This window comes from Rhizobium sp. Rhizsp42 (assembly GCF_047304155.1).
In the GTDB taxonomy this organism is placed as follows: Bacteria; Pseudomonadota; Alphaproteobacteria; order Rhizobiales; family Rhizobiaceae; genus Rhizobium.
In genome coordinates, this window is record NZ_JBGLYS010000016.1 from 1 (window position 1) to 25,900 (window position 25,900).

The following is a 25,900-nucleotide window of genomic DNA, read 5'->3' on the forward strand; positions in this document are numbered from 1 at the left end:
CCGGTCAAAACACAACCAGAACCCAAGGAAACGCCGCCAACGCTGGTGTTTTATCCCTTGTGTTCTTTCATTGGAGCGAATCCATGATCTCTGCCAAACTGACGTCACTCACCGCTGTTCTTCTCGCACTTGGCACGACTGGCGCTTTCGCCTCGTCGCAAGATACCGTCGACCTCGTCTCCAGGCAGATGATGAAATGCCTGAAGATCCCGGCAGACGCGCCGGAGACCTACAGCGTGAATGCGGTGGTGGTCTTGAAGAATGGCTCGGCGGATGTGGTTTCCATCAACTTTCGACAAATGCCGTCACCGTGGGAACAAGCCGCAGCGCCTGCGATCACCGATGCGATCACACAGTGCGAGCCATATGGTTCGATCTCCGAGAGAATCGAGCTCTTCGTGACGCCTGAACTCGTCGATGCACATTAGAGCCTCGGGATCATCTTCAAACGCGGACACGATGGACGCGCGCACCGCTCGGTTGCTCCCTGCCCGACTATTCGTGTCTGTCGTTGTCCTGTGCGTGTTTTTTCTCGCCCTCTTGTTCTATCAATTCCTGCCGATTTTGAGCGTCGGCTTGGTGATATGGGGGCTGATCCTTTCTGCCAATTTGTTCGACAGAGGACACACGATCAGACGTTCAGCGTCCGCGACGGAGTTTGTGTGTCCGTCGGCAGTACATGCGGCTGCGGACGACTCAATCGACTGGATTTACGAACACCCGAACTTCATCGTCGTCAGGTTCAAAACTGCGATCAAGCAGCGATCCTATTTCGGACCGATGACTTTCGGCCGTAGGGAAATCACGATTCGGCGCGCCTACATCAAAAACGCATCGGAGATCTGGGCACTCATCCGCGAAATTCCGGGAGACCGCCGCCGGTTTTTGATGCGAGAGCTTCTCTACTGGGCATTCTGAGGCTTCCCAGCACGACGCCGACGCCCATCTGCAAGCGTCTTGCCCAAACGTCGTTCGCGGCGCTTTTCATCAAGCCGTTCACGAACGTCTTCAGGAAGCTCGTCGCGCAGCGTCTTCCAGTCAGTGCTCATGGTCTTTCTCCATCAACAAACCGCGCCCATCATCATGCCGAATGTTATCTAAAAATCTAGCTTGGCTCAACAGAGCCCCTACCCCGCCTTCGCGTCAATCATCGCCACCAGCGTCGTCAGCCTATCAGCCTCATAGGACGGCTTGTCCTGGCGCAGGCGCGAGATGCGGGGGAAGCGCATGGCGACGCCTGACTTGTGGCGGTTGGAGCGATTGATGCCTTCGAAGGCGACTTCCACCACGAAGCCGAAATCCTTGTCGGCGCGCACGGCGCGCACCGGGCCGAAGCGTTCGGTGGTGTTGTTGCGCACGAACTTGTCGAGGATCTCGAGCTCGGCGTCGGTAAAGCCGAAATAGGCCTTGCCGACGGGCACCAGCTGCTCGCCGTCAGGCGTTTCGGCCCAGACGCCGAAGGTGAAATCGGAATAATAGCTCGAGCGCTTGCCATGGCCGCGCTGCGCATACATCAGGACGGCATCGACATTATAGGGGTTACGCTTCCACTTGAACCACGGCCCCTTCAGCCGCCCGGCCTGGTAGACGCTGTCACGGCGCTTGATCATCACGCCTTCGATGACGGGATCGGGCGGGGTCGAGCGCAGGTCGTCGAGTTCTTCCCACGAGGAAAACGGAACCAGCGCGGAGAGGTCGAAGCGCTCGTGCGGGGCCGTGTCGACGATTTCGCTCAAGCGGGCGCGGCGTTCGAGATAGGTCCTGGCGCGCACATCCTCCTCGCCGTCGAACAACAGGTCGTAAGCCCTTATGAAGGCGGGGTAATCGTCCTGCATCTTCTGCGTCACGGTCTTGCGGTTGAGGCGCTGCTGCAGGTCGGAGAAGGTGCGTGTCGGGCTGTTGGAGCGGGCGGTGCCGCCGACCAGAAGCTCTCCGTCGATGACGCCGTCGAAACTGATCGAATCGACGATATCGGGGAATGCGGCGGAGATGTCGTCGCCGGAGCGGGAGTAGATCTTGCGGGTCTCGCCGGCGCGCGACAGCTGCACGCGGATGCCGTCCCATTTCCACTCGGCGGCGTAATCGGCCGGATCGAGCTGCGTGAGATCGCCCTCCTCCACCGGATTGGCCAGCATCACCGAATGAAAGATCGCCGGCGTCGCCAGCACCGGCTTGCCGCCCTTGCCCTCCAGCCAGGCAAACAGGCTTTCATATGGCGGCTGCAGGCCGTGCCACAGGGTTTCGATCTCGGTCACATCGGGTTCACCGAGATCGGCCAGCGCTTGCTTGGCGAGCCTTGCCGAGACGCCGATGCGCAGCGCGCCGGTGGCGAGCTTGATGAAGGCGAAGCGGCCGGAGGCGTCGAGCCGGTCGAGCAGGTCGCGGACATAGCCGCGCACCTCGGTGCGGCCGAGCGAGTTCATCTCAGCCACCACCTCGCCGAGCCTCGGCTGCGCCAGCGCCGAGCGCTCTATGTCGCGCTCATTGTCCCAGACGAGCGAAATGGTTTCGGCGAGATCGCCGACATAGTCGTAGGAGTAACGGAAAAGGACGTCGTCGATGCGCTCCAGCGCCAGTTCGCGCAGCATGGCGGGCTTGACGTTGCGCACATCGAGGGTGCCGGCGATGGCCGCGAGGCCGTAGCCGCGGTCGGGGTCGGGCGTATCGCGGAAGTAGTCGGTCAGCAGCTTCAGCTTGCCGTTGCGGGATGGCGTTAGGACCAGGCGGTCGAGGAGGTCGGCGAAGGCTTTCATGGGTGGCCTCCGCTTGTTTTCTCGGAGGCGTTGGTGGGTGGGATACCCCCCTCTGTCCTGCCGGACATCTCCCCCACAAGGGGGGAGATTGACTTGTTGCAATGGCCTCCCCAAACAATGAGCGTGGAGCGAGCGGCCGCCCCCAGCCAATCTCCCCACCTGTGGGGGAGATGCCCGGCAGGGCAGAGGGGGGTATCACGGGCGCCAAGCGTATCGACGGCGCGAAGGGCCATTATACTCATCACTCCGCCTCATCCTCATACCCCACCAGATGCAGCGGTTTGGCCTTGATGCCCTGCAATTCGCACCAGCGCACCAGCGCCTCCTCGCGCCCATGCGTCACCCAGACCTCGGCCGGATGAAGCTCGGAGATCGTGTCGGTCAGTTCCGGCCAGTCGCAATGGTCAGAGATGACAAGCGGCAGTTCGACGCCACCCTGCTTGGCGCGCTGGCGCACCATCATCCAGCCGGAAGCAAACGCCGGGAGCGGGTCGTTGAAGCGGCGGGCCCAGCGGTCGGCAAAGGCTGAGGACGGGCCGACGACGACGGCGCCCTTGAAGGCGGATTTGTCTCGTCCCTCGACGGTTGCCGGGCGCAGCTCGCCCAGGTCGATGCCTTGGCTGACGTAGTAGTCGCAGAGCCGTTCCATGGCGCCGTGGATATAGATGGGCTGGTCATAGCCGGTGTCGCGCAGGAGGCGGATGACGCGCTGCGCCTTGCCGAGCGCGTAGGCGCCGATCATGTGGGTGCGCTCGGGAAATTGGCGGAGCGACGCATAGAGCTTGGCCATTTCGCCCGCGGGGTCCGGGTGATGGAACACGGGCAGGCCGAAGGTCGCCTCGGTGATGAAGACGTCGCAGGCAACAGGTTCATAGGGCGCGCAGGTCGGGTCGGGGCGGCGCTTGTAATCGCCCGACACGACGATGCGGATCGCGTCCTTCTCGATGGCGATCTGGGCGGAGCCGAGCACATGGCCGGCGGGATGGAAGCTCACCTTGACGCCGTTGACGACGATTTCTTCGCCGAAGGCCGCGGCCTGTTCCGATCCGCAGAAGTCCTCGCCGTAGCGGATGCGCATGATGTCGAGCGTCTGGCGGGTGGCGAGCACATGGCCGTGGCCCGAGCGGGCGTGGTCGGAATGGCCATGGGTGATCAGCGCGCGCTCCACGGGCCTGACCGGATCGACATAAAATCGGCCCAGCGGGCAGTAGAGCCCCTCGGGCGCGGGATAAAGCAGCGCGTCAAATCTCATTGCCATAGAGATAGCGGCAAATGGCGGAAGAACCAGAGGGGATGGAGAGCTGTCCTCCCGCCATTTGCCACGCTGAGCGCACACCCTGACCACGGCGTGCGTTCAGCTAACCTGTGGGCCTGCCAGTCCGCTGGCTTGCCAGCCTGCCGGCGTGTCAGCCGACCTGCGGCATTTCCCGCAGCAGCTTGTCGAGCGTGACCGGGTAATCGCGTACCCTGACGCCGGTGGCATTGTGGACAGCATTGGCGAGCGCGGCCGCAACGCCGCAAAGTCCAAGCTCGCCGACACCCTTTGCCTTCATCGGCGAGGAGTATGGGTCCGTCTCATCCAGGAAGATCACGTCCTGGTGCGGAATATCGGCATGAACAGGAACCTCGTAGCCGGCGAGATCGTGATTGACGAAAAAGCCGCGGCGCTTGTCCACCGCCAGCTCCTCCATGAAGGCGCCGCCGACGCCCATGGTCATCGCGCCGATCACCTGGCTGCGCGCCGTGATCGGATTGAGGATACGGCCGGCGGCGCAGACGCTCAGCATGCGGCGAATACGGATTTCCGCCGTATAGGCATCGACGCCCACCTCGACGAAATGCGCGCCGAAGGTAGCCTGCTGCATCTGCTGGCCGAGATCGCCGAACTCGATCGTGTCTTCGGCGACGATGCCCTCCTGTCCCGCGGCCTCGGTCAACGGAATGCTCCTGTTGCCAGAGCGGATCGCGCCGTCCGCAAAGGTCGCGTCGGTCGAGTTGAAGCCGACCTTGCGGGCGATTGCCTCGCGCAGCGCAACACAGGCCGCGTAGACGCCGGCGGTCGCGCTGTTGGCGCCCCATTGGCCGCCCGATCCCGCCGAAACGGGAAAGCGGGAATCGCCAAGCTGAACCGCGACCTTGTCCATGCCGACACCCATCATCTCGGCGGCGGTCTGCGCGATGATCGTATAGCTTCCGGTGCCGATATCCGTCATGTCGGTCTCGACGGTGACCACACCTTCGGCATCCAGGCGCATGCGGGCGCCCGACTTCATCACCAGATTGCCACGGAACGCCGCCGCGACGCCCATTCCGCGCAACCAGCGGCCGTCGCGAAGGCGGCCAGGCTGGGCACTGCGCCCCGACCAGCCGAAGCGATCCGCGCCGGTGCGCAGACACTCGACCAGCTGCCGGTGCGAGAATTTCTTGTCGGGCTTTTCGGGATCGACCTGCGTATCGTTGAGAATGCGGAATTGCACCGGATCCATGTTCAGCTTTTCAGCCATCTCGTCCATGGCGATCTCAAGCGCCATGAGACCGGGCGCCTCCCCCGGCGCGCGCATCGCGTTGCCTTCCGGCAAATCGAGCGTGGCGAGCCGCATCGCCGTCATCCGGTGCTCGCCCGCGTAAAGCAGGCGCGTCTGCTGGACGGCGGATTCGAGCTTGCCATCAGGCAGGTTCCCGCTCCAGCTTTCATGCGCAATCGCCGTAATCCGTCCCTCGCGGGTGGCGCCGATGCGCAGGCGCTGGATGGTTGCCGGGCGGTGGGTGGTGTTGTTCATCAGGAACGGCCGGGGCAAGGCCACCTTGACGGGTCGCCCGGCGGCCTTGGCGCCCAGCACTGCAAGCAGTGCATCGGCGCGCAGGAACAGCTTGGAGCCGAAACCGCCACCGATGAAGGGCGACATGATATGCACCTTCTCGGGCTCGACGCCCAAGGTGGCGGCCAGTTCAGCGCGGTTCCAGGCCACCATCTGGTTGGAGGTCCAGACCATGACCTCGTCGCCATCCCAGGCCGCCATCGATGAATGCGGCTCCATCATCGCGTGCGACTGGTCGGGCGTCGTGTAGCGCTCATCCAGCTTGACCGCTGCCTGCTCGAAAGCCGATGCGAAGTCGCCGGCCGCGCTGTCGGCGTCATCCCCCTCGGAACCGGACGGCTTCGTGGCCGAGCTCTGGGCGGCCTGAAGATCGTAGGCGCCGGGGGCCTCGACATAATCGACCTTCACGAGACTCGCGGCCGCCCTCGCCTGCTCGAAGGTTTCGGCGACCACGACCGCGATCGCCTGATGATAGTGCGAGATCTGCGGGCCGCCGAACAGCTGGGCGATATTGAATTTGCCCTTGCCGAGCTCGCCTGCGCTCTGGGCCGTGACGACGGCAATGACGCCGGGTGCGCGCTGGGCGGCCTGCACGTCCATGGAGCTGATCCGCCCCTTGGCGATGGCAGCGCCGACCGGATAGCCATAGGCCGCGTTGAGATTGGCGCCGTGCCATTCGTAAGCGTAGGTGGCGGTGCCTGTGACCTTGCGCGGACCATCGATCCGGACGATCGGCTGACCGACAACCTTCAGCTGATCGATCGGGTTTGTCGTTGCGGGAGTGTCGAAGCGCATGGTTCAACCTTTCATTTCGTCGAGGATGCCCGCGAGCGTGCGCTCGACGAGGGTCACCTTGAATGCATTCTCGTGCGTGGTGCGTGCCCCCTCGAGCAGCTTCGCGGTGACGGCGACAGCACCGTTCGGCAGTTCGGCGTCCGCCGCCTCGACCCGCCATGGCTTGTGCGCAACGCCGCCAAGCGCCACGCGCCCGCTGCCGTCGTTCCGCACGATGGCGGCGACCGAAACCAGCGCGAAGGCATAGGATGCGCGATCACGAACCTTGCGATAGACATGCCGTCCGCCGATCGGCGGCGGCAAGATGACCGCGGTGATCATCTCGCCGCGCTCCAGCGCGGTTTCGATATGCGGCGTGCTGCCCGGCAGGCGATGGAACTCGCCGATCGGGATCGCGCGTGTCGAGCCGTCGGGTTTCACCGTCTCGACCACGGCGTCGAGCGCGCGCATGGCAACCGCCATGTCGCTCGGATGGGTGGCAATGCAGCCATCGCTGACACCCATGATGCCATGCAGCCGGGTAAAGCCGCCAATCGCCGAACAGCCGCTTCCCGGCTGGCGTTTGTTGCAGGGCTGGTTGGTGTCGTAGAAATACGGACAGCGTGTCCGCTGCAGGAGATTGCCCGCGGTCGTGGCCTTGTTGCGCAATTGTCCGGATGCTCCGGCCACCAGCGCCCGCGACAGCAGGCCGTAATCCCGGCGTATCCGCTGGTCCGAGGCGAGATCGGTGTTGCGCACCAGCGCTCCGATCCTAAGCCCCCCGGCTTCCGTCGGCTCGATCCTGTCCATACCAAGACCATTGACGTCGATAAGGTGGGTTGGCGTCTCGATCTCGAGCTTCATCAGGTCGAGAAGGTTGGTGCCGCCGGCGATGAATTTTGCGGTCTCGTTGCGGGCGGCGGTGGCGGCGGCGTTCGCCACCGAGGTCGCGCGTTCGTACGAAAATGTTCTCATGCCTGCCTCCCTGCGACTTCGTTGATGGCTGCAACGATGTTCGGATAGGCGCCGCATCGACAGATGTTACCGCTCATGCGTTCGCGGATTTCCGCATCGCTGACTTCGGTCGGCGCCGTCAGGTCATTGGTGACATGGCTTGGGATGCCGGCCTTGATTTCCTCGAGCACGGCGACGGAGGAACAGATTTGTCCGGGCGTACAGTAACCGCACTGGAAACCGTCATGCTTGACGAAGGCGGCCTGCATCGGATGCATGTCGGCCGTGGTGCCGAGCCCCTCGATCGTGGTGATCTGGTCGCCCTCGTGCATGACGGCGAGCGACAGACAGGAATTGATCCTGCGGCCATCCACCATGACGGTGCAGGCGCCGCACTGTCCGTGATCGCAGCCCTTCTTGGTACCGGTCAGGTGCAGATGTTCCCTCAGCGCATCCAGCAGGGTCGTGCGGTTGTCGAGATCCAGTTCGTGTCGCGTTCCATTCACCGTGAACGCGACCTGCGAATGATTCTCCGCGCCTGCCGGCGCAACGGATTGGGCGAATACCGGGCTTGCCGCATTCGCGGTCGCGACGGAAACGGCGGCGGTCCCCACCATCAGGTCCCGCCGAGATATTTCGATCATGCTTGGGACGGTCTTCAAGGCTTTCTCCTTTGCTCAGTCGCCACGGCGGCGGCCGACCTCGGACGAAGTTTGAGGCAAGGCCGACAGTCCGCTTCGTTGAGTGAGAAAGGTTAGGTCAGAGAGAGACGGTGATTACCGGCCACATGACGATAAGGCTTATACTCTGCGTTCACCAATGCAGAAAATTTGAAATAACAATATATTTCAATAGGTTGAATAATCGGAAACTGGCCAGGATCAAATTCACGGCCGGTTAAAGAGAAAGTGAACCGGTCGTTAGAAGCGTGGTGCTGTCCGATTTCAAAGTTTGTGTCATATATGCGAGAGATTGCTCGGCGCACGATGTCGGTAAAACGACGGGGCGTTGGAACTAAATGCTTCGCAATTCGTTAGTCCACGCTCGTATCTTGCACGATCGATCATAGCATCTGCCACGCCTGCGGATTTATGCTCTGGATTCATAACCCTTATGACTTCTAGCGGTCTATTCAAGCCGCGGATATTCGGGGAAGCTGAGCGACCGAAGCGTGACTGACATTGGTCAGCGCGACGGATCGCGAGACATTCTCACCAGTATCCGACCAAGCTAAGGCACAAAGATGAAAATCCAGATCAATGGTCAGGCCCACGATGTGACATCGGAGGGCGACACACCACTCCTGTGGGTAATTCGTGACGAGCTCGGAATGACGGGCACGAAGTATGGTTGCGGACTTGCGCAGTGCGGGGCCTGCTCCGTCATGGTCGATGGCGAAATCGTCCGATCCTGCGTCACGCCGCTCGAAAGCGTCGTCAGCCGATCGGTTACCACGATCGAAGCGATCGAGAACGATCCAGTGGGCCAGCGCGTCGTGGCCGCATGGATCGCGCACCAGGTGCCGCAATGCGGCTACTGCCAGTCCGGCCAGGTGATTGCGGCAACCGCGCTCTTGAAGCAGACCGCCACTCCATCAGACGACGAGATCGCCGCCGCCATGGTCAATCTCTGTCGTTGCGGAACGTATAACGCCATCAAGGCAGCGGTTCAGGATCTCTCCGGTCAGAAGGTGGAAACGCTATGACCGCCCCCGTTCGCGAAATCGACGGTCAGACGGAACTGACCACGGCCGTACCGGTCAACGTATCACGGCGCAACTTCCTGCTCGGCTCCATCGGCGCGACCGCCGGTGCCCTGGTGCTGGGTTTCGGGCTGCCGATCGACGGCGCACGCGCCCAGGAAGCGGCCAAGACGATGGCGCCGGGAACCCGCGTTCCGGCGTTTCTGGAAATCCGCCCGGACAATACGGCGCGGCTGATGAGCCCCTTCGTCGAGGGTGGCCAGGGCGTTTTCACCGCAATGGCCCAGATCGTCGGCGAGGAGCTCGACCTCGACCCGGCCTCCTTCGTGGTGGAAAACGCGCCGACCGGACCGGATTATCTGGTCGTCAACGGCACGATGCGCATCACCGGCGGCAGCATGTCGGTGCGCACCAGCTATGACACGATGCGCAAGCTCGGCGCCCTCTGTCGGGCGATGCTGGTGCAGGCGGCCGCAACGCGGCTGAACGCGCCCGTCAGCGAATTGACGACGGAGCCCGGCCATGTGGTGCACGCGGCCTCGGGACGCAAGCTCGCTTACGGCGAACTCGCGACGGAAGCGATGGCGCTTGATGTTCCGGCCACCGACAGCGTTACGCTCAGGGACCGGTCGCAGTTCCGCTGGATCGGCAAGCCCGTGCAGCGCCTCGACGTGCTCGACAAATCAACCGGCAGAGCGGTCTACGGCATCGACTGCAAGGTCGACGGCATGTTGCATGCGGCTGTCCAGCACGCGCCGCGGCTCGGCATGTCGGTCGGCGACATCCGCAATGAGGATGCCGTCAAGGCGATGCCGGGTATCCACTCGGTGCACCGTCTGCCCGGCGCCGTCGCGGTCGTCGCGGAACGCTGGTGGAACGCCAAGCGCGCCGCCGAAGCACTGCAGGTCGAATGGCAGGAGGCAGGCGCCAAGCCGGTGATCGACGGCATCCGCACGATGCCGGCGGATTTCTCGACCGCAGCCTTCAGCCAGCGTCTGGCCAATGAGCCGGGCGACGGCAAGGACGCGGAAAAGGTGGGAGATGCGACGGCAGTGCTTGCCGCTGCCAAGACCGTCGTCTCGGCCACCTATCACAGCCAGTATCTGCATCACGCACAGCTGGAGCCGCCTTCGACGCTGGCGCGGTTCAACGAGGACGGCACCCTGGATCTGTGGATGCCGAACCAGGCGCCCGAACAGTATCAGGCGAACATCGCCACCCTTACCGGTCTCGATGCATCGAAGATCAACGTGCACAGCCCGCTGCTCGGCGGCTTCTTCGGACGCCACTTCCTCTATCCCGCGGCCAACCCCTACCCGCAGGCAATCCAGCTTGCCAAGGAAACCGGCCGTCCGATCAAGCTGATCTGGAGCCGTGAAGAAGAGTTCCTGCGTGATCCGATGCGGCCGATGGCGGCCGTGCGGTTCCGTGGCGCGCTCGACGATAACGGCATGCCGGTGGCCATCGAGGCCGTCAGCATCTGCGAGGGACCGAGCGAGAACATCTACGGCCACAGCGACGACAAGATCGACGACACCGCCGTGGAAGGCCTGACAGGCAAGGCCTACGCCATCCCCAACCGGCGCATCGCTCAGCTATACGTCGAAAATCCGACCATGCTCGCCTACTGGCGTTCGGTCGGCAACTCGATGAACGACTTCCTCTATGAGTCGTTCCTCGACGAGCTGGCCGACAAGGGTGGCAAGGACCCCTACGAGCTGCGCCTTCAGCTGTTGAAGGACAATCCGCGACTGAGCACCCTTCTCAAGGCGGCGGGCGAGCTGTCGGGGGGCTGGAAGCGCGGACCGTTCACGGCGGCCGACGGCTCACGACGCGCCCGTGGCGTGGCCATGGCGTCGGCTTTCGGCAGCTTCACCGCAGCCATCGCCGAGGTGTCGATCTCGGCGGGCAAGGTTGTGGTGCACGACCTGTGGGAAGCGGTCGATCCGGGCAACATCGTCAATCCGGCGATTGTCGACGCCCAGATCAACTCGGCGGCGGCGCTGGGTGTTTCCCAGGTCCTGCTCGAGGAAGTGGTATATCAGGATGGGCAGCCGATTGCCCGCAACTACGACCTCTACCCGATCCTTTCGCCAGCCGAGATGCCTCGCGTTCACACGCGGGTCGTCGAAAGCGGCGAGAAGATGGGCGGCATCGGGGAACCGGGTCTTCCGGCTGTCCCGCCGGCGGTCGCAAATGCGGTCTCGACCCTGACGGGCCAGCGCATCCGCAGCATGCCTCTTTCTCAATACACGTTCGACAGCTAGCGCGCCGCGCCCCTCCGCCGTCAGCAACGTTGCCGGGATCTTTTATCCCGGCAACGTTCTGGTAACCGCCGCGGTCGAGCCACGCGCGCTTGCGCAAAGCCGTCAACATCAGCCTGTTTCAAGAGGATGGATTGTCCTTGAAAAAAGTCTTTCTGGTCGTTCTTCTAATCATTATTATCGTCGGAGGCGGCCTTTTCTGGTTCGTCACCTCCAAACCCTCATCACCATTCGAGAGCGCCGGCATCACCACCGGCGCCGCCAGCGAGCTCGTTGCCCGCGGCGAGATGGTCGCGCGGCAGGCCGATTGCGTTGCCTGCCACAGCCTTCCCGATGGCAAGCCGTTCACCGGCGGGCTCGAAATGGGCACGCCGCTCGGCTCCATCTTCGCCACCAATATCACGCCGGACAAGCAGACCGGGATCGGCAACTATACGCTCGCCGATTTCGACCGCGCCGTCCGCCACGGCGTGACCCCCGATCGCCGGCGGCTTTACCCCGCCATGCCCTATCCGTCCTACGTCAAGCTGAGCGACGATGACGTCCGCGCGCTCTACGCGTTCTTCATGGACGGCGTGCAGCCCGTCAATCAACCCAACCGCCAGACGGGCATCGAGTGGCCGATGAACATGCGCTGGCCGCTGGCGCTCTGGAATGCTGTTTTCGTCGACCAGGGCATCTATGCCGACAAGCCAGCGCAGGATGCGCTGTGGAACCGCGGCGCCTACCTGGTGCAGGCAGCCGGCCATTGTGGCGCGTGCCACACGCCACGCAGCGTCACGATGAACGAAAAAGCGCTCGACGACGGCAGTCCGCTGTTCCTGTCCGGCGCGCTGCTCGACGGATGGTATGCACCGAGCCTTCGGCAGGATCACAATACCGGCCTTGGACGCTGGAGCGAGGACGATATCTTCGCCTTCCTCAAGAACGGCCGCAACCAGCATGCCGTGGTCTTCGGCTCGATGGCCGAGGCCTATAACAACTCGACGCAGTTCATGAGCGATGACGATCTCCGGGCGATCAGCCACTACCTGAAGTCGCTTCCGGGCGATCCGGCCCGCGACGGCACTCCATGGGTCGTTCAGGCATCGGCGACCGCCGTCACGAATGTGAGCAGCACCGCGGATGCAGCGCCCGGCGCCAAGACCTATGCCACCAGATGCGGATTCTGCCATGGGCCTGACGGCGGCGGCAAAGCCCCCTGGATTCCGCCGCTTGCAGGATCGACGGCTTCGCTGATCGACCACCCGGATTCCCAGATCAACGCAACGCTCAACGGCTCCGCCCGCGTCGTGACCGCCGGTGTTCCCGACGCCTACCGCATGCCGCCCTTCCGCGAACAGCTCTCGGACCGCGAGATCGCCGATGTCCTCACCTATGTCCGCTCCTCGTGGGGCAACCATGGCAAGGCCGTCGCCCCGACCGAGGTCAAGGCCATGCGAGAGCATACCGACCCGGCAAGCAGCAGCCCGATCGTTCTGCAGATGCGCTAAGGCAGTCGTTTAAAGGTCACGGAAAACAGCGCCTCCCGTCCCGCTCAGCGCGGGGCGGGAGGCTATCACGTTGATCCGGCATATACCGGGCTCTAGAGCCTTTCCTGGTTAGCTTGCAGCATTCTGCCGGAGCAGGTTTTCGTCAGGGCAAAGGCGATTGGCGAAGGGCATACCCCTAGGTACGGTCGAGCCGATCGCCTTTGATCCTGGCGGAAAGATGCCCGGCCCTTCGGGTTGGCTGAAACGGGCCGCCTGATCGTCCGGCCGGCGCGTGTCGTAGCCAACGCATACGGCCAAGCCGGCCGGACGACCATCCGACTCCGTTTGAGCCAACAGAATGCTGCAATCTAACCAGGAAAGGCTCTAGTTGGCCGGCTGGACCGAGACGCTTTCCAGGTAGGATATGATGTTGTGCCTGTCCGCGGCATTGCCCACGGAGATCGGCATGAAGGAGCCCGGGACCATCTGGCGCGGGTTGGTGAGAAACCTGTCCAGGCTTTCCGCATTCCATTGAACGCCGAGTGCCTGCATTCCCTTCGAATACCGCGCGCCCTCGACACTGCCAGCATGGCGGCCGACGACACCATCGAGATGCGGCCCTACCCTCTTTTGAGCGGCATCCAGCGCGTGGCATGCCGAGCATCGCTGCCGGAACAACATCGCGCCGGCGGAGGCATCCTGTGCTCTTGCGCCGATATTGGGAACGGCAACGAGAACCAGACAGGACATCGCGAAAGCGAGGCGGTTTCCCGAAAATGTCATGGGTATCCTTTATTCAAACGGCTCTGGGCTGATTGTTGTTTGCGCGCGGAAAGGCCGGACTAGCGGCGGAGAGCGGCGATATCGGCGAGGATCGACAGGGAAAGCGATACCGCGTCCCGCGCCTTGGAAAAGATCCCGATCGGCGCCTTGATCCTTTCGATGGACGCTTTCGAGCATCCGAGCTCCTCGAGCTTCGCAACGCGCCGCGCATGCGTTCTGACGCCGCCGAGCGCCCCGATATAAAACGGCGCGCCGGCAAGGGCGGCGATCAACGGCCCGACTTCCCGCTCGATATCGTGATGCAGAAGGACGAGCGCGGAATCGGGATCGAAATCTTCCGGCTTTGGCGCGTTGGCCGGATCGAGCTGGCGCACCTCGTAACTCGCCGATTGCGCTATGCGCGACAATGTCTCGGTTTCGATCGACTGTCCCGACACGAAAATGAGCGGCGCCGGACGATACGCCATCGTGAAACCGGCGTGGGACCAGCCGGTCTCGGACGCCTGCGCATCGAGCACGAGGGAGGAGGATGCGGGGACGTAGCGCAGGGCAACGCGGCGCCGCGCCATCAGACCGCGGACGATCTCACTCAACGCCGTGCCGTCCTTCAGACAGTGTATCGTCAATGTCAGGCCGCCGCCGCAGGGCAGAACAATGTCGAAGTAAGGCGAGCCCGCGCCAAGCATCAGCTCCTTGTCCGTGCCAAGCTCCAGCGCCTCCAGCGCCTCTGCCGCAACCGCGGCCTCGACGCATCCGCCGGAGACAAATCCACAGAAGCCGCCATCGGCCCGCACCGCCATCTGCGCGCCAAGCGCGCGCGCCGCACCGCCTCGGATTTCGGTGAGAAAAATGAGGGCGGCCGGCATTCCGGATTTCAGGGCATCGAGCGCGAAGGACAGGATTTCGAGCGGGGCGTCCGAGCTTTTCTCGCGAAACGGCACAGCCAGCGCCGTGCTGTCGACACCCTGGTCAAATCTCGTGTTCATCGGCGCTCACCTCGCTGTGACCGATCATGGAAGCGACAGGCTCGAAACAGACCTACGACATCGCAACCGACAATGCCAATGTTCCGGAAATGCTCATCGTCGATTCCGCGATCGATTGAAGTCGGACACAAACGGTCGACCATCCATCTTGGAAAGTTAGTGGCGAAGAGGCAAGATCGGTAGATATTGAAAACAGATAAAGCTTATGAATTGAGATTATGAATGTGACGGAAGACCAAATCTAGAGCCTTTCAGGAAGCCGGGAACCTGATCGGCGGGCAGCGGCCTGGAGAAGCGATAGCCCTGCGCCTCCTCACACTTGGCGAAGCGCAGGAACTCCCGCTGCTCATCGGTTTCCACGCCCTCGGCGACCACTGTGAGCTTCAGGGTCTGGGCCAGCGAAATGACGGCGAGGCCGATGGCGACGGCGGTCTTGTCCGACGGCAGCGCCTCGATCAGCGAGCGGTCCATCTTGAGGCGGTCGAAGGGGAAGGTCTTCAGCGAAGCCAGGCTCGAATAGCCGCTGCCGAAATCATCGATCGAGAAGCGGATGCCCAGCGGGCGCAGCGCATTCATCGTCGCCAGCGCGCGGTCCGCATCCTGCATCAGCACGCTTTCGGTGAGCTCGAGCTCAAGCCAGCGCGGCGCGAGGCCGAAGCGCTCCACCGCTTCCTTTACCAGACGCGCGAAGTCCTTGTCGGTAAACTGCCGCGCCGAGACGTTGACGCCAATGCGCAACGGCGGCAGGCCCATGTCCTGCCACGCCCGCGCCTGGCGGCAGGCTTCGTTAAGCACCCAAAGGCCGAGCGGGACGATCAGACCGCTCTCCTCCGCCATCGGAATGAAATCCGCCGGCGGCACCATTCCGCGGGTCGGATGCTTCCACCGGACAAGCGCTTCGAGACCCGTGACCGCGAGTGTCGAGACATCGACCTGCGGCTGATAGTGGAGGATGAGCTGATCGGAGATAATCGCCTGCCGCAGTTCCTCCTGCTCGCTGACCGGTAAATTGAGATCGGCGTCGCGAGCGCCGTGGTAATGTTGCAGCGTGTCGCGCCCGAGCTGCTTGGAGCGGTACATGGCGCTGTCGGCGTTTGCCAGAAGCTCGTCGGCCGTGGCGCCGTCGCTCGGGAAAGAAGCGACGCCGATGCTGCAGGTCACACGCAGCTGCTTGTCCTGGTAGTTTATCGGCTTGCGCACCGCCTTGTGCAGCTCGCGCAGGCGCCGCGTGATGCCGGTGTCGTGGTTGGACTGGTGCACGAGGACGACAAGGAATTCGTCGCCGCCGAGGCGCACGACCATATCGGAGGCGCGAACGCCATTCGCCATGCGGGCCGCGACTTCCTTCAGCACTTCGTCGCCTGCCCCGTGGCCCAGCCTGTCGTTGATATCCTTGAAATCGTCAAGGTCGATATAGGCGACGGTCACCTTGCGGCCGCTGCGGCGCGCCTGATGCAGGGTCTTGGCCATGCGCTCCTTGAAGAAGGCGCGGTTGGGCAGGCCGGTCAGATCGTCGTGATGGGCCATGAACTGGATGCGCTCGTCGCCGCGGCGGCGCTCTATGGCGATGCCTGCGATATGGGTCGCCATGGCGACGAACTCCATCTCGCGCGGCGTCGGGCGGCGGACCTCGCTGGAATAGAGCGCGAAGGTGCCGAGCACATTGTTCTGCGCCGTCATGACCGGCATCGACCAGCAGGAGCGAAAGCCATATTGCTGCGCGACACCACGGTAATCAGCCCAGAGCGGATCCACCATCATGTCCTCGACCATGACGAACTTGCCACGCCAGGCCGCCGTTCCGCACGAGCCGGCGTTCGGACCAATGGTGACGCCATCGATCATGCGGCTGTAGATGCTTGGCAGGCTGGGCGACGCGCCGTGACAAAGCCGCCGTCCGTCGCGATCCAGAATGAGCACCGAGCCCATTATGCCCTCGATCTCGGCCTCGACCAGAAGGACGAGTGCCTCAAGGATCATCTCGAGCGGCTCGTTGCGGGCGATCATCTCCACCACCTGCGCCTGGCCGCGACGGAATTCTTCCTGCCGCTTGCGCTCGGTGATATCGCGCGAAACGCCGATCAGGCCGACGACTTCCCCCTTCTCGTTGCGCAACGGAAGCTTCGAGGTGAGCCGGCAGGTGACGAGTTCGCTCAGGGGCGAACGGACCATCTCCTCGACGTCGAGCCGATGCTCGCCCGTCGCCATGATCTCCTGCTCGATCTCGAAATAGCCGCGAGCAGTCTGGAAGTCGAAGAAATCGAAGTCACGCTTGCCGGTGAGATCCTCGGGATCGTCAACATCGAAGGCCCGCGCGACGGTTGCATTGGCGAAGACGAAGCGGCTGGCGCGGTCCTTGACATAGAAGAAGTCGGGAAGCTCGTGGATGATCGCCTTCAGCCCGAGATCCTCGATACCGGCGGCCATGCTGCGGCTGCTGGAGACAATGAGCGCTTGCGCGGCGGTGACGATCCTGCCCGTATCGATCTCGGTCGTATCGGCATCACCAAAGCTGGCACTCAAGTCATTCATGGTCAGCCCCCAGAGTGGCCGCACGGCGAGCCACACCATCAAACACAGTCGCACACATAGTAAATCCTGAAGTGTTTCCGAATTCTTGGCGCACACTCAAATAAAAAGGTGAATCATACACCAACGGAACTGCACGAATTCCATGATTAATAAATAATAATGCCCGCAACCTTGAGTGTGCCAAAACGATACTTCGATCGCGGCACGGTTCCTGCATGGCTGACATCATGAACAAATCGCCGCTCCTTTCGTCCCTCCCGCTGGCGTCCCGCCGCAACCTCTTGCGCCTTGCCGCCTGCTCCACCGTCGCCATGCTCGCGCCTCCCGCCTTCGCGGCGAGCCGGCAGCCGGATCTGCGCGGCTCGATCGACGCGGTGAAATACAAGGCCGCACCCGATCCCGGCGATCGCAAGAGCAGCAGCCTGCAGAAGATGATCGACGATGCCTCGGCGGAGAACGTTCCGGTGTTCCTGCCGCCAGGTGTCTACAAGGTGTCGAACCTGACCTTGCCCGACAACACGCGCATCACCGGCGTGCCGGGCGCATCGCGGATCGTCTATACCGGCGACGGGCGCCTGTTTACCGCCGAGAACGTCAAGCGCATCGAGCTCTCCAATATCGTGATCGACGGGCAGAACCGCTGGCTCGGCGACAATGCATCCGCGTTGGTGCAATTCTCAGGCGTCGACGACGTCGTGATCGATAATTGCGAGATTTCGGGAAGCCGCAAGCATGCGCTGCAGCTGGAGCGCTGCGGCGGGCGGGTCGAGCGCAGCCGGATCTCGGGGGCCGCGCAATCCGGGCTCTACGCGGTGGAATCCTCGGGCCTTTCGGTGACCAACAACGAGGTGTTCGATTGCGGCAGTGGCGGCATCCTGATCCATCGCTGGAAGAAGGCGGCCGATGACAGCATCGTCAGCGGCAACCGGATCTACAGGATCGGCGCGACCGATGGCGGCACCGGGCAGAACGGCAACGGCATCAACCTGTTTCGCGCCGACAATGTCATGGTGAGTAACAACCATATCTCCGACTGCGCCTTCACCGCGATCCGCGCCAACTCGGCCTCCGACGTGCAGATATCAGGCAACCAGTGCCGGCGATCGGGCGAGACGGCGATCTATGTCGAATTCGAGTTCGAGGGGGCCGTGGTCGCCAACAACATGATCGATGGCGCCGCCAACGGCATCTCGATCGCCAATTTCGACAAGGGCGGCAGGCTTGCCAGCGTCACCGGCAACGTCGTGCGCAATCTCAAGCTAGACGGCCCCTACAAGCCGGATGTGAGCTTCGGCATCGGCATTGCCGCCGAGGCCGATACGCTGGTTTCGAACAACATCATCGAGGGTGCGCCAAGATGGGGCATGCAGCTCGGCTGGGGTCCCTACATGCGCAACCTGGTGGTGACGGGCAACGTCATCCGCAAGGCGCCGGTCGGCTGCGCGGTCTCCGTCGTCGATGGAGCGGGCACCGCCGTCATCACCGACAACGTGTTTCAGGATATGGCCGAGGGCGCGGTGGTCGGGTTCGAATGGGACAAGAAGATGTCTGGAGAAATGGCGGATGGCGCCGGCAGCTACGCGCATCTGACGGTCGAGCGCAATCGCGTGTCTTAAAGCATGTCGCGCAAAAATGTGCAGCGGTTTTGCGGCGCCGACATGCGACGAGCCTTAAGTCACCATCAAAAGCTTTGATTGACCCATCAGTCTTGAAAGCTTCCGCTTGATCGCCCTAACCTCTAGGCTCGCCGCAGGTTTTAAGAGGGGCACATCATCATGCTGACAATCTACGGCGTTTATCGCTCGCGCGCCTCGCGCGTCTACTGGATGGCGGAAGAGCTCGGGCTGGAATTCACCTCCGTGCCGGTGCTGCAGGCTCGGCGCCTCGACAACCCGCTGGCGTCTGATGCGCCGGTCAATACGCTGTCACCTGATTTTGCCGCCATCAATCCGATGGCCATGATCCCGGCCATCAAGGACGGCGATCTCGTCATGCACGAGTCGCTGGCGATCACGCTCTATCTCGCCCGCAAGCACGGCGGCTCGCTCGCCGGCCAGAGCGTGGAGGAAGATGGCCTTCTGACCATGTGGACGATGTGGGCGGCGACCGAGGTCGAAATCCACACGATCAAGCTGGTGATGACCTACGACAACGAAAAGGAAGACACCGAGGAAGGCCGGGCGACCATCGCAGTGGCCAGCCGCTCGCTGAAGCGGCCGCTGGCGATGCTCGAAAAGCATCTTGGCACGGCCGACTATCTCGTCGGCAACCGCTTCACCGCCGCCGACCTCAACCTCGCCGAAGTGCTGCGCTATGCCCAGTCGGAGCAGGCGTTGTTTGATGCGCATCCCAAGGTCGATGCCTGGATCAAGCGCTGCCAGGCCCGCCCGGCCTATATCGCCATGCAGGCGGCACGGTCCAAAGAGGCGGTGTGATCAGATAAAGAGCTTCAAGGTCTCGGCCATCTCGGCGCGGATCCAGGCCTTGAAGTCCCTGACCTTCTTCGGTTCGCGCACCCCGTGCGCGGTCACGAAATAGTGGCCGAAGCCGGTTCTGGCGCGAATGCCGAAGGGCGCGACCAGCTGGCCCTGCTGCAGCGCATAGCCGGCCAGCGTCTGCCAGGCGAGCATCACCCCCTGCCCGGCGATGGCCGCATCGAGGCACAGCGAGGCGTCGTTGAAGACGTGGCGGGTTTCGAGCGCCGCCCCGTCAAGCCCCGCCGCGCGCATCCAGACGTCCCAGCCAAACATCGCGCGGCCGTCGATGATCGCGGGCAACGCCAGAAGGTCGGCGGGTTCGCGCAAGCGCTCGGCCATTGAAGGCGTGCAGACCGGGAACACCTCCTGCTCCAGCAACAGCTCCGCCTTCACATCCGGCCAGCGCCCGTCGCCGACGCGGATGCCGATATCGACATCGCAGAGCGCCGGATCGACCAGCTTCATGGTCGCATCCATGCGCAGGTTGATGTCGGGGTGGTGTTCGGCGAAACGATCGAGGCGATAGACCAGCCAGCGCGCGGCGAAGACCGGCGCCACCGAGATCGTCAGGATGCTGTCATCGCGGCGCTGCGCAAGCGCCACCGCCCGCGACAGATGCGCGAAGCCTTCATTGAGCGCCGCCAGCAGCGGAGCGCCCGCTTCGGTCGCCAGCATGCCCTTGGGCGTACGCTCGAAGATCATTCGATCAAGCTGTGCCTCGGCCTTGATCACCTGCTGGCTGACGGCGCCGATGGACACACCAAGCTCCTCGGCCGCCGCCTGCAGCGAGCCTAGCCGCCCTACCGCTTCAAGCGCGCGCAAGCCGTTCAGATGTACCGAGTTCAGATTTCTCATATAGATTTTCTATATCAGAATTCCGTTATTCTCAATTGAAACCTTCCCCGTTTCGAGAGGATATTGCCTCGCATCACGCATGCATCTTTCGATTGCCAAGCGAGCTCCCACCGCTGGCAGCGACCGAGAAAGCGAGGCATCCGATGCAATGGCTAAAGTTTTTCTTGAACGAAGAGATAGTTGAGCCGTCTTATGGGACGGACCCGACAGGCGATCCGCTCTCCCATCCCGATCTTGCGCGGATGTCGCTCATTGAGTTGGCGGACTTGCCGCTCGAACGTTGCGAGCAATCCAGCCCCAACCTGGAGCGGCCCGAACTGGCGCTCTGCGCATAGGCTTCGAAATCTGCTAGTCTCTCCCTGACGAGGACGGGGAAGATGTATGGCTGAGGATATCGACGCGATCTTCAAGCGGCTGCTGCGGCTTGTGGCCGAGGCGAAACTGCCGGGCGTCGAGGAAGGCACGTCCTACGGCAACCATGCGCTGAAGGTCGGCGGAAAGTCCTTCGTGGCCGTGAAGGACAACGAGACGATCGTGGTCTCGATTGCGCTCAACGAAAAGGAAGCGCTGCTTTCGCTGGCACCAGAGATCTATTTCCAGACGCCGCATTATGTCGGCTGGCAGTATCTGCCCGTGCGTATCGACGCTATCGGCGATGCGGAACTGACGGATCGGCTGATCGGCGCGTGGCGATTGCGCGCGCCGAAGAAGCTTTCGGCAAATTACCAGCGGTGACGCGGCTTACGCCTTCTCGCGGGCGAGCGCGCGCCGCACGGCCGGGCGCTCGAGCATGCGGGCGTAGTGGTCGGCGACCTTGGGGAAGCGTGCCGGGTCGACATCGTCGCTCGGCAGCCAACCGGTCATGACGAAGAGATAGGGATCGGCGACGGAGTAGCGCTCGCCCATCACCCAGGGCCCGGCAAACATGCCGTCCTCGATCAGCGCGAAGCTCTCCGCCATGGTCTGCGGCACCTTGGCCTTCATCGCTTCATGGGCGGCGGCGTCATCGGCCCAGCGGCTAGCGCGGCGGCCGTGGGCGTGGTTCACATGCACCGTCGAGCAGATGTAGCTGTTGAAGGCCTGCAGGCGGGCGAATTCGAAGGGGTCGTCGAGCGGCGCGAGGCCGGCCGCCGGCGCGATGGCGGCGATATAGGCGAGGATCGCCGGCGTTTCGGTGAGCACGCCCTTTTCGGTCGCAAGTGCCGGAACGCGGCCCTTGGGGTTGATCTTGAGATAGGCTTCGGAGCGTTGTTCGCCATTGGCGGTATCGACCCGCTTCGCCTCGAAGGGAAGGCCCGATTCCTCGAGCGCGATGAGGCTGGCGCGGGAACATGTGCCGGGCGCGTAATACAATGTCAGCATGACGACTCCTGTTTTTCAGGAGAGCATAGAGCGCGCGCGGGGGATTGCGAGCGAGAAAGAGAGACCGCATGCGCGGCCTCCCCGATTTGTCTGGCGTAGCTTCAAGCAGCCTTGGCGCAGCCCGGCACGTCTTCCAGACGGTACCAGACGGGAATGCCGCGCTCTCTCGCAATGCGGACATCGTTGTCGGCGCCCTTGGATTCCCCTTCCAGCCGCAGCACGCCTTCGCACAGTTGCAGCAGGCGGCCCGCGACCGGGTGGAATATCCGCTCGTAGAGATCATCGCCCACGCTCTTGCCGCCGGCGGCATGCCAGACCGGCAGGGCGACCCATTCGCCGATCATCGGCACGTGGCCGGCTTCGAACAAAGCGTGCGACGGCGCTTCCAGCCGCTGCAGGTTAGCCGCCATCTTCGCCGGATCGTCACCGGTTCCGGAACGATAGGGGCCTGCAATCAAGATCAACATGTCATTTCTCCTCAACTCCCGGCTTCATGCACGGGATTGCGTGAAAATGCATGATATTTCTTGATTGTCGAATCATTTCGTGCAAACTCAAGAAAATTCATTCAACTTCGTGAGCCTTATGCTGACCTCCCAACGCAAGACACTGATCCTCGACCTGCTGCGCCGCGACGGCCAGGTGATTGCCAAGCGGGTGGCCGAGGACCTCTCCGTGTCTGAAGACACGATCCGTCGCGACCTGCGCGAGATGGCGGCGGAGGGGCTTTTGAAGCGCGTGCATGGCGGCGCGATGCCGCTCTCGCCGGAGCTGCCCGATTTTACGACCCGCAAGGATGTGTCGCGGGACGCCAAGCAGCGGCTTGCGACAAAGGCGATCGGGCTGATCAGGCCGGGCCAGATGGTGTTTCTCGACGGCGGCACGACCACGGCGGAGATCGCCCGGCAGCTGCCGCGCGGGCTATCGGTCACCATCGTCACCCACAGCCCGACGATCGCCGCCGAGCTCGAGCACCATCCGAGCGCCGAGGTGATCCTGATCGGCGGCAAGCTCTACAAGCATTCGATGGTGGCAGTCGGTGCCGTCGCGATGGCTGCCATATCGCAGCTGCGGCCGGACCTGTTCTTCCTCGGGGTGACGGCGGCGCATCCGGTGAACGGGCTGTCGACGGGGGATTTCGAGGAGGCCGCGATCAAGCGGCATATCGCCGGCTGCGCGATCGAGACCTACGTGCTGCTGACGGCGGACAAGCTCGACCGGGCATCCGCCTGCCAGGTGCTGCCGGTCGCTTCGGTTTCGGGGTTGATCATGCCTGACGATATCGACGAGGCGCAGCTTGCGCCCTATCGCAGCCTCAACGGCGCGATCCTTTCAGCATGAAGGGCGTCATCAGGCGGGCACGGAAGTCCTCGATACGGGGGCCGAACAGGCTTGCCGCGAGTGCGACCGAGAAGACGGCAAGGGCCAGATAGGCCAGCCGATCATCCAATGCGCCAAGTGTCAGCGCTGTCTCCAGCTTCGGCTGCCAGGTGGCCAGCAGGACTGAGAGCGCGGGCATGTCGAGCAGCCGGCCGGGCATCCAGGCAAAGGTGGGTGTCTGCGCGAGCGCTATCATGGCGCCATACAGGGCCGAGAGCCGGATCGCGACGCGCAGCCAGCGCCAGGGACCGAGCGGCTTACCCCCTCCATCCTCGAACGACCAGCCGATATAGGTGCAGAACACCACGAGGAAGGGGAAAGCCACCGGCAGGTTCTCCATCACCATTTCCGCGTTCATCTGGCCGGTCCAGACATTGGCGAGCAGAAGCGGAAACGGCGCCGAAGCGCCGAAGAGGACGAGCACGAAGAGGCACCAGAGCCAGCTCATGCCGACGTGATGGATGCGGGCGCAGGTGATGACGAGGATGATGCCGCCGGCGATGTAATAGCCGATGGGCTTGATCGTGCCGGTCATCAGCAGGATCAGCGGCCCGCAGGAGCCGGCCACCCGCGCGCAACTCGATGTCGCGACCGTTGCCCAGGTGACGTAATCGAAGCTCATGGCAAAGAACAGGAAGACCGCCAGAGCGATCAGCATCCACCAGAGATAGCGGCCTGCAAACATATCCTGCCCTCATGGCAATCGATGTACTGCGCCAAGAGTAGCTTAACCGGATGAAAGCGCACGCGCCGTCATCCGGTTCAGTTTCGCATATATTAGAATTGGCTATCTTTTATGTTTGGAATGTATCGTTCCGGTACGCTTTAATCAGAGAGTACCGCCGCCGCGCGAATGTCGCCGACGTGAATACCATTCCAGTTGTGCATGCTTGAAGTCGCGAGGTCGGTGAGACCGACGCCGATGGCGCTATCCTTGTCGAAGAAGCGGGCAAGAGCCGCGGCAACCATGCTTTCGGCGGCGCGCGCATGGCCGTCGTCGCATTTGACGGCGATCGAGATGCCCTGGTCGGGAATGGCGGCGCAGAATACGCCCTCGGCACCGGTCTTCGCGAAGATACGGCCGGGCGCCAACTGCATCAGCTTCGTGCAGAAGCGGCCGGTGCCGGCGACATAGAAGGGCTCGGCCATGCATGCGTCAAACAGCCGGCGCGAGGCTTTGGCGCGCAATGGTTCGAGGCCGTTGCCGGTCGCCATCCTGGCGAAGCCATGAGCCAGCCCCTTCAGCGGCACGGCGTAAGTCGGGATCGAGCAGCCGTCGGTGCCGCAATTGTCGTGGCCGAGCACGGCGCCGGTCAGGCTTTCCATGGTGGCGCGGATTTCGCGCTGGAGGGGATGATCGTAGCCGATATAGCCCTTGGGATCGACGCCCTGATGCACGCAGGTGCAGACGAAGCCGGAATGCTTGCCGGAGCAATTGTTGTGCAGCGCCGTCGGCTTCTCCATCGTGCGGGCCTGGTGGATCAGCACCTTCTGGCTCGATGACCAGTGGCCGCCGCATTCGAGCGTTTCGACATCGCGGCCGGCGCGCGCCAGCATCGAGGCGGCGACCGCAACATGCTCGTCCTCGCCATTGTGCGAGGAACAGGCGAGCGCCAGCTCCTTGTCGCCGAAACCGTAGGCATCGGCGGCGCCGCTTTCGACCAGCGGCAGCGCCTGCATGGCCTTGCAGGCCGATCGCGGAAAGGTGGGCGCCTCGACATCGCCCAGCGAGAAGACGACCTTGCCGTCGCCATCGACCGCGATGACGGCGCCGCGATGCCGGCTTTCGACGCGCGCGCCGCGGGTGACTTCAACGGTGACGGGATTGGTCATGAGCTTATCCTAATATTCTGAACAGGCTGTCACGCATAAATGATGGGCGCGATAAAGCAATCGGGTTCATGTTGAAAAAGAGCGGCGCAATTGCGCCATCTTGCTCGTCACATCCTTGGCCGCAACCGCACGTCAGCAAAGGTCCCCGGCGTTTCATGCGTCATCTCAAACGGCTCCTTCTTCTCATCCTTGTCGTCTATCTGCTGCCGGCCCTGGCGTCGGCCGGGTGGTGGTCCCTGCAGAACCACCCCAGCTCATGGCGGGAGGCCGAATGGGGCACGTCGGGCGTGCTGCCTAGGGCTGACGCCAGCGGGGACGCCAAGATCTACATCATGTCGGCCAGCACCGGCGGGCTGAAGGGCGCCGTCGCCAGCCACTCGTGGATCGTCACCAAGGCCAAGGGCGACGCGACCTACAATCGCTACGACAAGGTCGGCTGGGGCTCGCCGATCCGCCGCAACAATTACGTCGCGGACGCCTACTGGTATTCCAACACACCTCATATCGTGAAGGAAGTCTCGGGCGACGAGGCCCAGAGGCTCATCCCGGCCGTCGAGGCCGCGATCCAGTCCTATCCCTATGCCGGCGTCGGCGACTACCGGATCTATCCGGGGCCGAATTCCAACAGCTTCGTCGCGCATGTGCTGCGCACCGTGCCCGATCTCGACGCGGTGCTGCCGCCCGATGCGGTCGGGCGCGACTACCTCAGCGACGGGCGGATGTTTGCGATCGATGCCGATGGACGCGACATGCATGCGACGCTCTACGGCCTGATCGGCATCGCCGCCGGCCAGCGCAGCGGCTTCGAAGTGCATTTCATGGGTCTGGTCGCCGGCATCGATTTTGCCAATCCCGGCGTGAAGATCCCGGCGATCGGGCGGATCGGGCTCTAGGGTCAAAACATCGATCACATAATTGAATGGACGCCATCACGGACACGAGGTTGCAATCAGG

The 25,900-nt window shown here is 63.1% G+C and carries 24 protein-coding genes; 10 read left to right on the forward strand and 14 right to left on the reverse strand.

All coding sequences use genetic code 11. From position 1 onward, the window contains the following. Together ACCD05_RS16530 and ACCD05_RS16535 are read left to right on the forward strand one after the other, a co-directional pair. A partial coding sequence (locus tag ACCD05_RS16530; protein WP_413394018.1) for a hypothetical protein occupies window positions 1–428 on the forward strand: 428 nt, incomplete at its 5' end. Between the two features lie 31 nt (window positions 429–459). Next, window positions 460–918, forward strand: a complete 459-nt coding sequence (locus ACCD05_RS16535) for a hypothetical protein (RefSeq protein ID WP_413394020.1) — start codon at window positions 460–462, stop codon at window positions 916–918. On the opposite strand, the gene ACCD05_RS16540 is transcribed toward ACCD05_RS16535, so the two are convergent. The 6 genes from ACCD05_RS16540 to paoA form a co-directional block, all read right to left on the reverse strand. Beyond that, complete coding sequence (locus ACCD05_RS16540; protein WP_413394022.1) at window positions 903–1,049, reverse strand: hypothetical protein; 147 nt, start codon at window positions 1,047–1,049, stop codon at window positions 903–905. The genes ACCD05_RS16535 and ACCD05_RS16540 overlap by 16 nt on opposite strands. Window positions 1,050–1,127: 78 nt before the next feature. After that, window positions 1,128–2,753 (reverse strand): cisplatin damage response ATP-dependent DNA ligase, encoded by a 1,626-nt coding sequence (locus tag ACCD05_RS16545; RefSeq protein ID WP_413394024.1) that lies wholly within the window; start codon window positions 2,751–2,753, stop codon window positions 1,128–1,130. A 241-nt stretch (window positions 2,754–2,994) separates the two neighbouring features. After that, window positions 2,995–4,005, reverse strand: a complete 1,011-nt coding sequence (locus ACCD05_RS16550; protein WP_413394191.1) for a ligase-associated DNA damage response exonuclease — start codon at window positions 4,003–4,005, stop codon at window positions 2,995–2,997. Between the two features lie 154 nt (window positions 4,006–4,159). Continuing rightward, window positions 4,160–6,367 carry an aldehyde oxidoreductase molybdenum-binding subunit PaoC gene (paoC, locus tag ACCD05_RS16555; RefSeq protein ID WP_413394026.1) on the reverse strand — a complete coding sequence of 736 codons (2,208 nt, stop codon included), beginning with the start codon at window positions 6,365–6,367 and terminating at the stop codon, window positions 4,160–4,162. Between the two features lie 3 nt (window positions 6,368–6,370). Further along, complete coding sequence (locus ACCD05_RS16560; protein ID WP_413394028.1) at window positions 6,371–7,321, reverse strand: FAD binding domain-containing protein; 951 nt, start codon at window positions 7,319–7,321, stop codon at window positions 6,371–6,373. Then, on the reverse strand, window positions 7,318–7,944 hold the full coding sequence (gene paoA, locus ACCD05_RS16565; RefSeq protein ID WP_413394193.1) for an aldehyde dehydrogenase iron-sulfur subunit PaoA: 627 nt from the start codon (window positions 7,942–7,944) through the stop codon (window positions 7,318–7,320). The genes ACCD05_RS16560 and paoA overlap by 4 nt, the downstream gene beginning before the upstream one ends. A gap of 599 nt (window positions 7,945–8,543) precedes the next feature. On the opposite strand from paoA, the gene ACCD05_RS16570 reads away from it, so the two are divergent. The 3 genes from ACCD05_RS16570 (at window position 8,544) to ACCD05_RS16580 (ending at window position 12,759) form a co-directional block, all read left to right on the forward strand. Beyond that, window positions 8,544–9,005: a (2Fe-2S)-binding protein gene (locus tag ACCD05_RS16570; RefSeq protein WP_413394030.1), complete on the forward strand. Its 462-nt coding sequence runs from the start codon at window positions 8,544–8,546 to the stop codon at window positions 9,003–9,005. Then, a complete protein-coding gene (locus ACCD05_RS16575; RefSeq protein WP_413394032.1) occupies window positions 9,002–11,269 on the forward strand; it encodes a molybdopterin cofactor-binding domain-containing protein in 2,268 nt (755 codons plus the stop codon). The genes ACCD05_RS16570 and ACCD05_RS16575 overlap by 4 nt, the downstream gene beginning before the upstream one ends. A gap of 137 nt (window positions 11,270–11,406) precedes the next feature. Then, on the forward strand, window positions 11,407–12,759 hold the full coding sequence (locus ACCD05_RS16580) for a c-type cytochrome (RefSeq protein WP_413394034.1): 1,353 nt from the start codon (window positions 11,407–11,409) through the stop codon (window positions 12,757–12,759). Between the two features lie 363 nt (window positions 12,760–13,122). Here the strand turns inward: ACCD05_RS16580 and ACCD05_RS16585 are convergent, their stop codons facing one another. From ACCD05_RS16585 to ACCD05_RS16595, 3 genes are all read right to left on the reverse strand, one after another. Beyond that, on the reverse strand, window positions 13,123–13,521 hold the full coding sequence (locus ACCD05_RS16585) for a c-type cytochrome (protein ID WP_413394036.1): 399 nt from the start codon (window positions 13,519–13,521) through the stop codon (window positions 13,123–13,125). Between the two features lie 59 nt (window positions 13,522–13,580). Next, window positions 13,581–14,507, reverse strand: coding sequence for an XdhC family protein (locus ACCD05_RS16590; RefSeq protein WP_413394038.1), 927 nt, complete (start codon window positions 14,505–14,507; stop codon window positions 13,581–13,583). Window positions 14,508–14,723: 216 nt separating this feature from the next. Next, window positions 14,724–17,039 (reverse strand): EAL domain-containing protein, encoded by a 2,316-nt coding sequence (locus ACCD05_RS16595; protein ID WP_413394040.1) that lies wholly within the window; start codon window positions 17,037–17,039, stop codon window positions 14,724–14,726. Between the two features lie 260 nt (window positions 17,040–17,299). On the opposite strand from ACCD05_RS16595, the gene ACCD05_RS16600 reads away from it, so the two are divergent. Together ACCD05_RS16600 and ACCD05_RS16605 are read left to right on the forward strand one after the other, a co-directional pair. After that, window positions 17,300–18,655 carry a TIGR03808 family TAT-translocated repetitive protein gene (locus ACCD05_RS16600; protein WP_413394195.1) on the forward strand — a complete coding sequence of 452 codons (1,356 nt, stop codon included), beginning with the start codon at window positions 17,300–17,302 and terminating at the stop codon, window positions 18,653–18,655. Between the two features lie 159 nt (window positions 18,656–18,814). After that, a complete protein-coding gene (locus ACCD05_RS16605; RefSeq protein WP_413394042.1) occupies window positions 18,815–19,474 on the forward strand; it encodes a glutathione S-transferase family protein in 660 nt (219 codons plus the stop codon). On the opposite strand, the gene ACCD05_RS16610 is transcribed toward ACCD05_RS16605, so the two are convergent. Continuing rightward, entirely contained in the window at window positions 19,475–20,371 is an 897-nt protein-coding gene (locus ACCD05_RS16610) for a LysR substrate-binding domain-containing protein (RefSeq protein WP_413394044.1), read from the reverse strand. Window positions 20,372–20,752: 381 nt separating this feature from the next. Here ACCD05_RS16610 and ACCD05_RS16615 point away from each other — a divergent pair, with 381 nt between their 5' ends. Then, window positions 20,753–21,106, forward strand: coding sequence for an MmcQ/YjbR family DNA-binding protein (locus tag ACCD05_RS16615; RefSeq protein WP_413394046.1), 354 nt, complete (start codon window positions 20,753–20,755; stop codon window positions 21,104–21,106). 6 nt (window positions 21,107–21,112) lie between these two features. Here ACCD05_RS16615 and ACCD05_RS16620 read toward each other — a convergent pair whose 3' ends face one another. Continuing rightward, window positions 21,113–21,733 carry a glutathione S-transferase family protein gene (locus ACCD05_RS16620; RefSeq protein WP_413394048.1) on the reverse strand — a complete coding sequence of 207 codons (621 nt, stop codon included), beginning with the start codon at window positions 21,731–21,733 and terminating at the stop codon, window positions 21,113–21,115. Between the two features lie 101 nt (window positions 21,734–21,834). Further along, on the reverse strand, window positions 21,835–22,200 hold the full coding sequence (locus ACCD05_RS16625; RefSeq protein WP_047507802.1) for a hypothetical protein: 366 nt from the start codon (window positions 22,198–22,200) through the stop codon (window positions 21,835–21,837). Window positions 22,201–22,318: 118 nt separating this feature from the next. On the opposite strand from ACCD05_RS16625, the gene ACCD05_RS16630 reads away from it, so the two are divergent. Continuing rightward, window positions 22,319–23,074, forward strand: a complete 756-nt coding sequence (locus ACCD05_RS16630) for a DeoR/GlpR family DNA-binding transcription regulator (protein ID WP_413394051.1) — start codon at window positions 22,319–22,321, stop codon at window positions 23,072–23,074. Here ACCD05_RS16630 and ACCD05_RS16635 read toward each other — a convergent pair. Together ACCD05_RS16635 and ACCD05_RS16640 are read right to left on the reverse strand one after the other, a co-directional pair. Further along, window positions 23,049–23,798, reverse strand: a complete 750-nt coding sequence (locus tag ACCD05_RS16635) for a hypothetical protein (protein WP_413394053.1) — start codon at window positions 23,796–23,798, stop codon at window positions 23,049–23,051. The genes ACCD05_RS16630 and ACCD05_RS16635 overlap by 26 nt on opposite strands. Before the next feature lie 140 nt (window positions 23,799–23,938). Beyond that, window positions 23,939–24,946: an asparaginase gene (locus ACCD05_RS16640; RefSeq protein ID WP_413394055.1), complete on the reverse strand. Its 1,008-nt coding sequence runs from the start codon at window positions 24,944–24,946 to the stop codon at window positions 23,939–23,941. A gap of 155 nt (window positions 24,947–25,101) precedes the next feature. Here ACCD05_RS16640 and ACCD05_RS16645 point away from each other — a divergent pair, with 155 nt between their 5' ends. After that, complete coding sequence (locus ACCD05_RS16645) at window positions 25,102–25,839, forward strand: DUF3750 domain-containing protein (RefSeq protein WP_413394057.1); 738 nt, start codon at window positions 25,102–25,104, stop codon at window positions 25,837–25,839. Window positions 25,840–25,900 lie beyond the last annotated feature (61 nt).

What these genes read in the sequence shown, in the direction of transcription:
- ACCD05_RS16535 (WP_413394020.1), top strand. Translation starts at nt 460, where the DNA reads ATGGACGCGCGCACCGCTCGGTTGCTCCCTGCCCGACTATTCGTGTCT.
- ACCD05_RS16540 (WP_413394022.1), bottom strand. Translation starts at nt 1,049, where the DNA reads ATGAGCACTGACTGGAAGACGCTGCGCGACGAGCTTCCTGAAGACGTT.
- ACCD05_RS16545 (WP_413394024.1), bottom strand. Translation starts at nt 2,753, where the DNA reads ATGAAAGCCTTCGCCGACCTCCTCGACCGCCTGGTCCTAACGCCATCC.
- ACCD05_RS16550 (WP_413394191.1), bottom strand. Translation starts at nt 4,005, where the DNA reads ATGAGATTTGACGCGCTGCTTTATCCCGCGCCCGAGGGGCTCTACTGC.
- paoC (WP_413394026.1), bottom strand. Translation starts at nt 6,367, where the DNA reads ATGCGCTTCGACACTCCCGCAACGACAAACCCGATCGATCAGCTGAAG.
- ACCD05_RS16560 (WP_413394028.1), bottom strand. Translation starts at nt 7,321, where the DNA reads ATGAGAACATTTTCGTACGAACGCGCGACCTCGGTGGCGAACGCCGCC.
- paoA (WP_413394193.1), bottom strand. Translation starts at nt 7,944, where the DNA reads ATGATCGAAATATCTCGGCGGGACCTGATGGTGGGGACCGCCGCCGTT.
- ACCD05_RS16570 (WP_413394030.1), top strand. Translation starts at nt 8,544, where the DNA reads ATGAAAATCCAGATCAATGGTCAGGCCCACGATGTGACATCGGAGGGC.
- ACCD05_RS16575 (WP_413394032.1), top strand. Translation starts at nt 9,002, where the DNA reads ATGACCGCCCCCGTTCGCGAAATCGACGGTCAGACGGAACTGACCACG.
- ACCD05_RS16585 (WP_413394036.1), bottom strand. Translation starts at nt 13,521, where the DNA reads ATGACATTTTCGGGAAACCGCCTCGCTTTCGCGATGTCCTGTCTGGTT.
- ACCD05_RS16590 (WP_413394038.1), bottom strand. Translation starts at nt 14,507, where the DNA reads ATGAACACGAGATTTGACCAGGGTGTCGACAGCACGGCGCTGGCTGTG.
- ACCD05_RS16595 (WP_413394040.1), bottom strand. Translation starts at nt 17,039, where the DNA reads ATGAATGACTTGAGTGCCAGCTTTGGTGATGCCGATACGACCGAGATC.
- ACCD05_RS16605 (WP_413394042.1), top strand. Translation starts at nt 18,815, where the DNA reads ATGCTGACAATCTACGGCGTTTATCGCTCGCGCGCCTCGCGCGTCTAC.
- ACCD05_RS16610 (WP_413394044.1), bottom strand. Translation starts at nt 20,371, where the DNA reads ATGAGAAATCTGAACTCGGTACATCTGAACGGCTTGCGCGCGCTTGAA.
- ACCD05_RS16615 (WP_413394046.1), top strand. Translation starts at nt 20,753, where the DNA reads ATGGCTGAGGATATCGACGCGATCTTCAAGCGGCTGCTGCGGCTTGTG.
- ACCD05_RS16620 (WP_413394048.1), bottom strand. Translation starts at nt 21,733, where the DNA reads ATGCTGACATTGTATTACGCGCCCGGCACATGTTCCCGCGCCAGCCTC.
- ACCD05_RS16625 (WP_047507802.1), bottom strand. Translation starts at nt 22,200, where the DNA reads ATGTTGATCTTGATTGCAGGCCCCTATCGTTCCGGAACCGGTGACGAT.
- ACCD05_RS16630 (WP_413394051.1), top strand. Translation starts at nt 22,319, where the DNA reads ATGCTGACCTCCCAACGCAAGACACTGATCCTCGACCTGCTGCGCCGC.
- ACCD05_RS16635 (WP_413394053.1), bottom strand. Translation starts at nt 23,798, where the DNA reads ATGTTTGCAGGCCGCTATCTCTGGTGGATGCTGATCGCTCTGGCGGTC.
- ACCD05_RS16640 (WP_413394055.1), bottom strand. Translation starts at nt 24,946, where the DNA reads ATGACCAATCCCGTCACCGTTGAAGTCACCCGCGGCGCGCGCGTCGAA.
- ACCD05_RS16645 (WP_413394057.1), top strand. Translation starts at nt 25,102, where the DNA reads ATGCGTCATCTCAAACGGCTCCTTCTTCTCATCCTTGTCGTCTATCTG.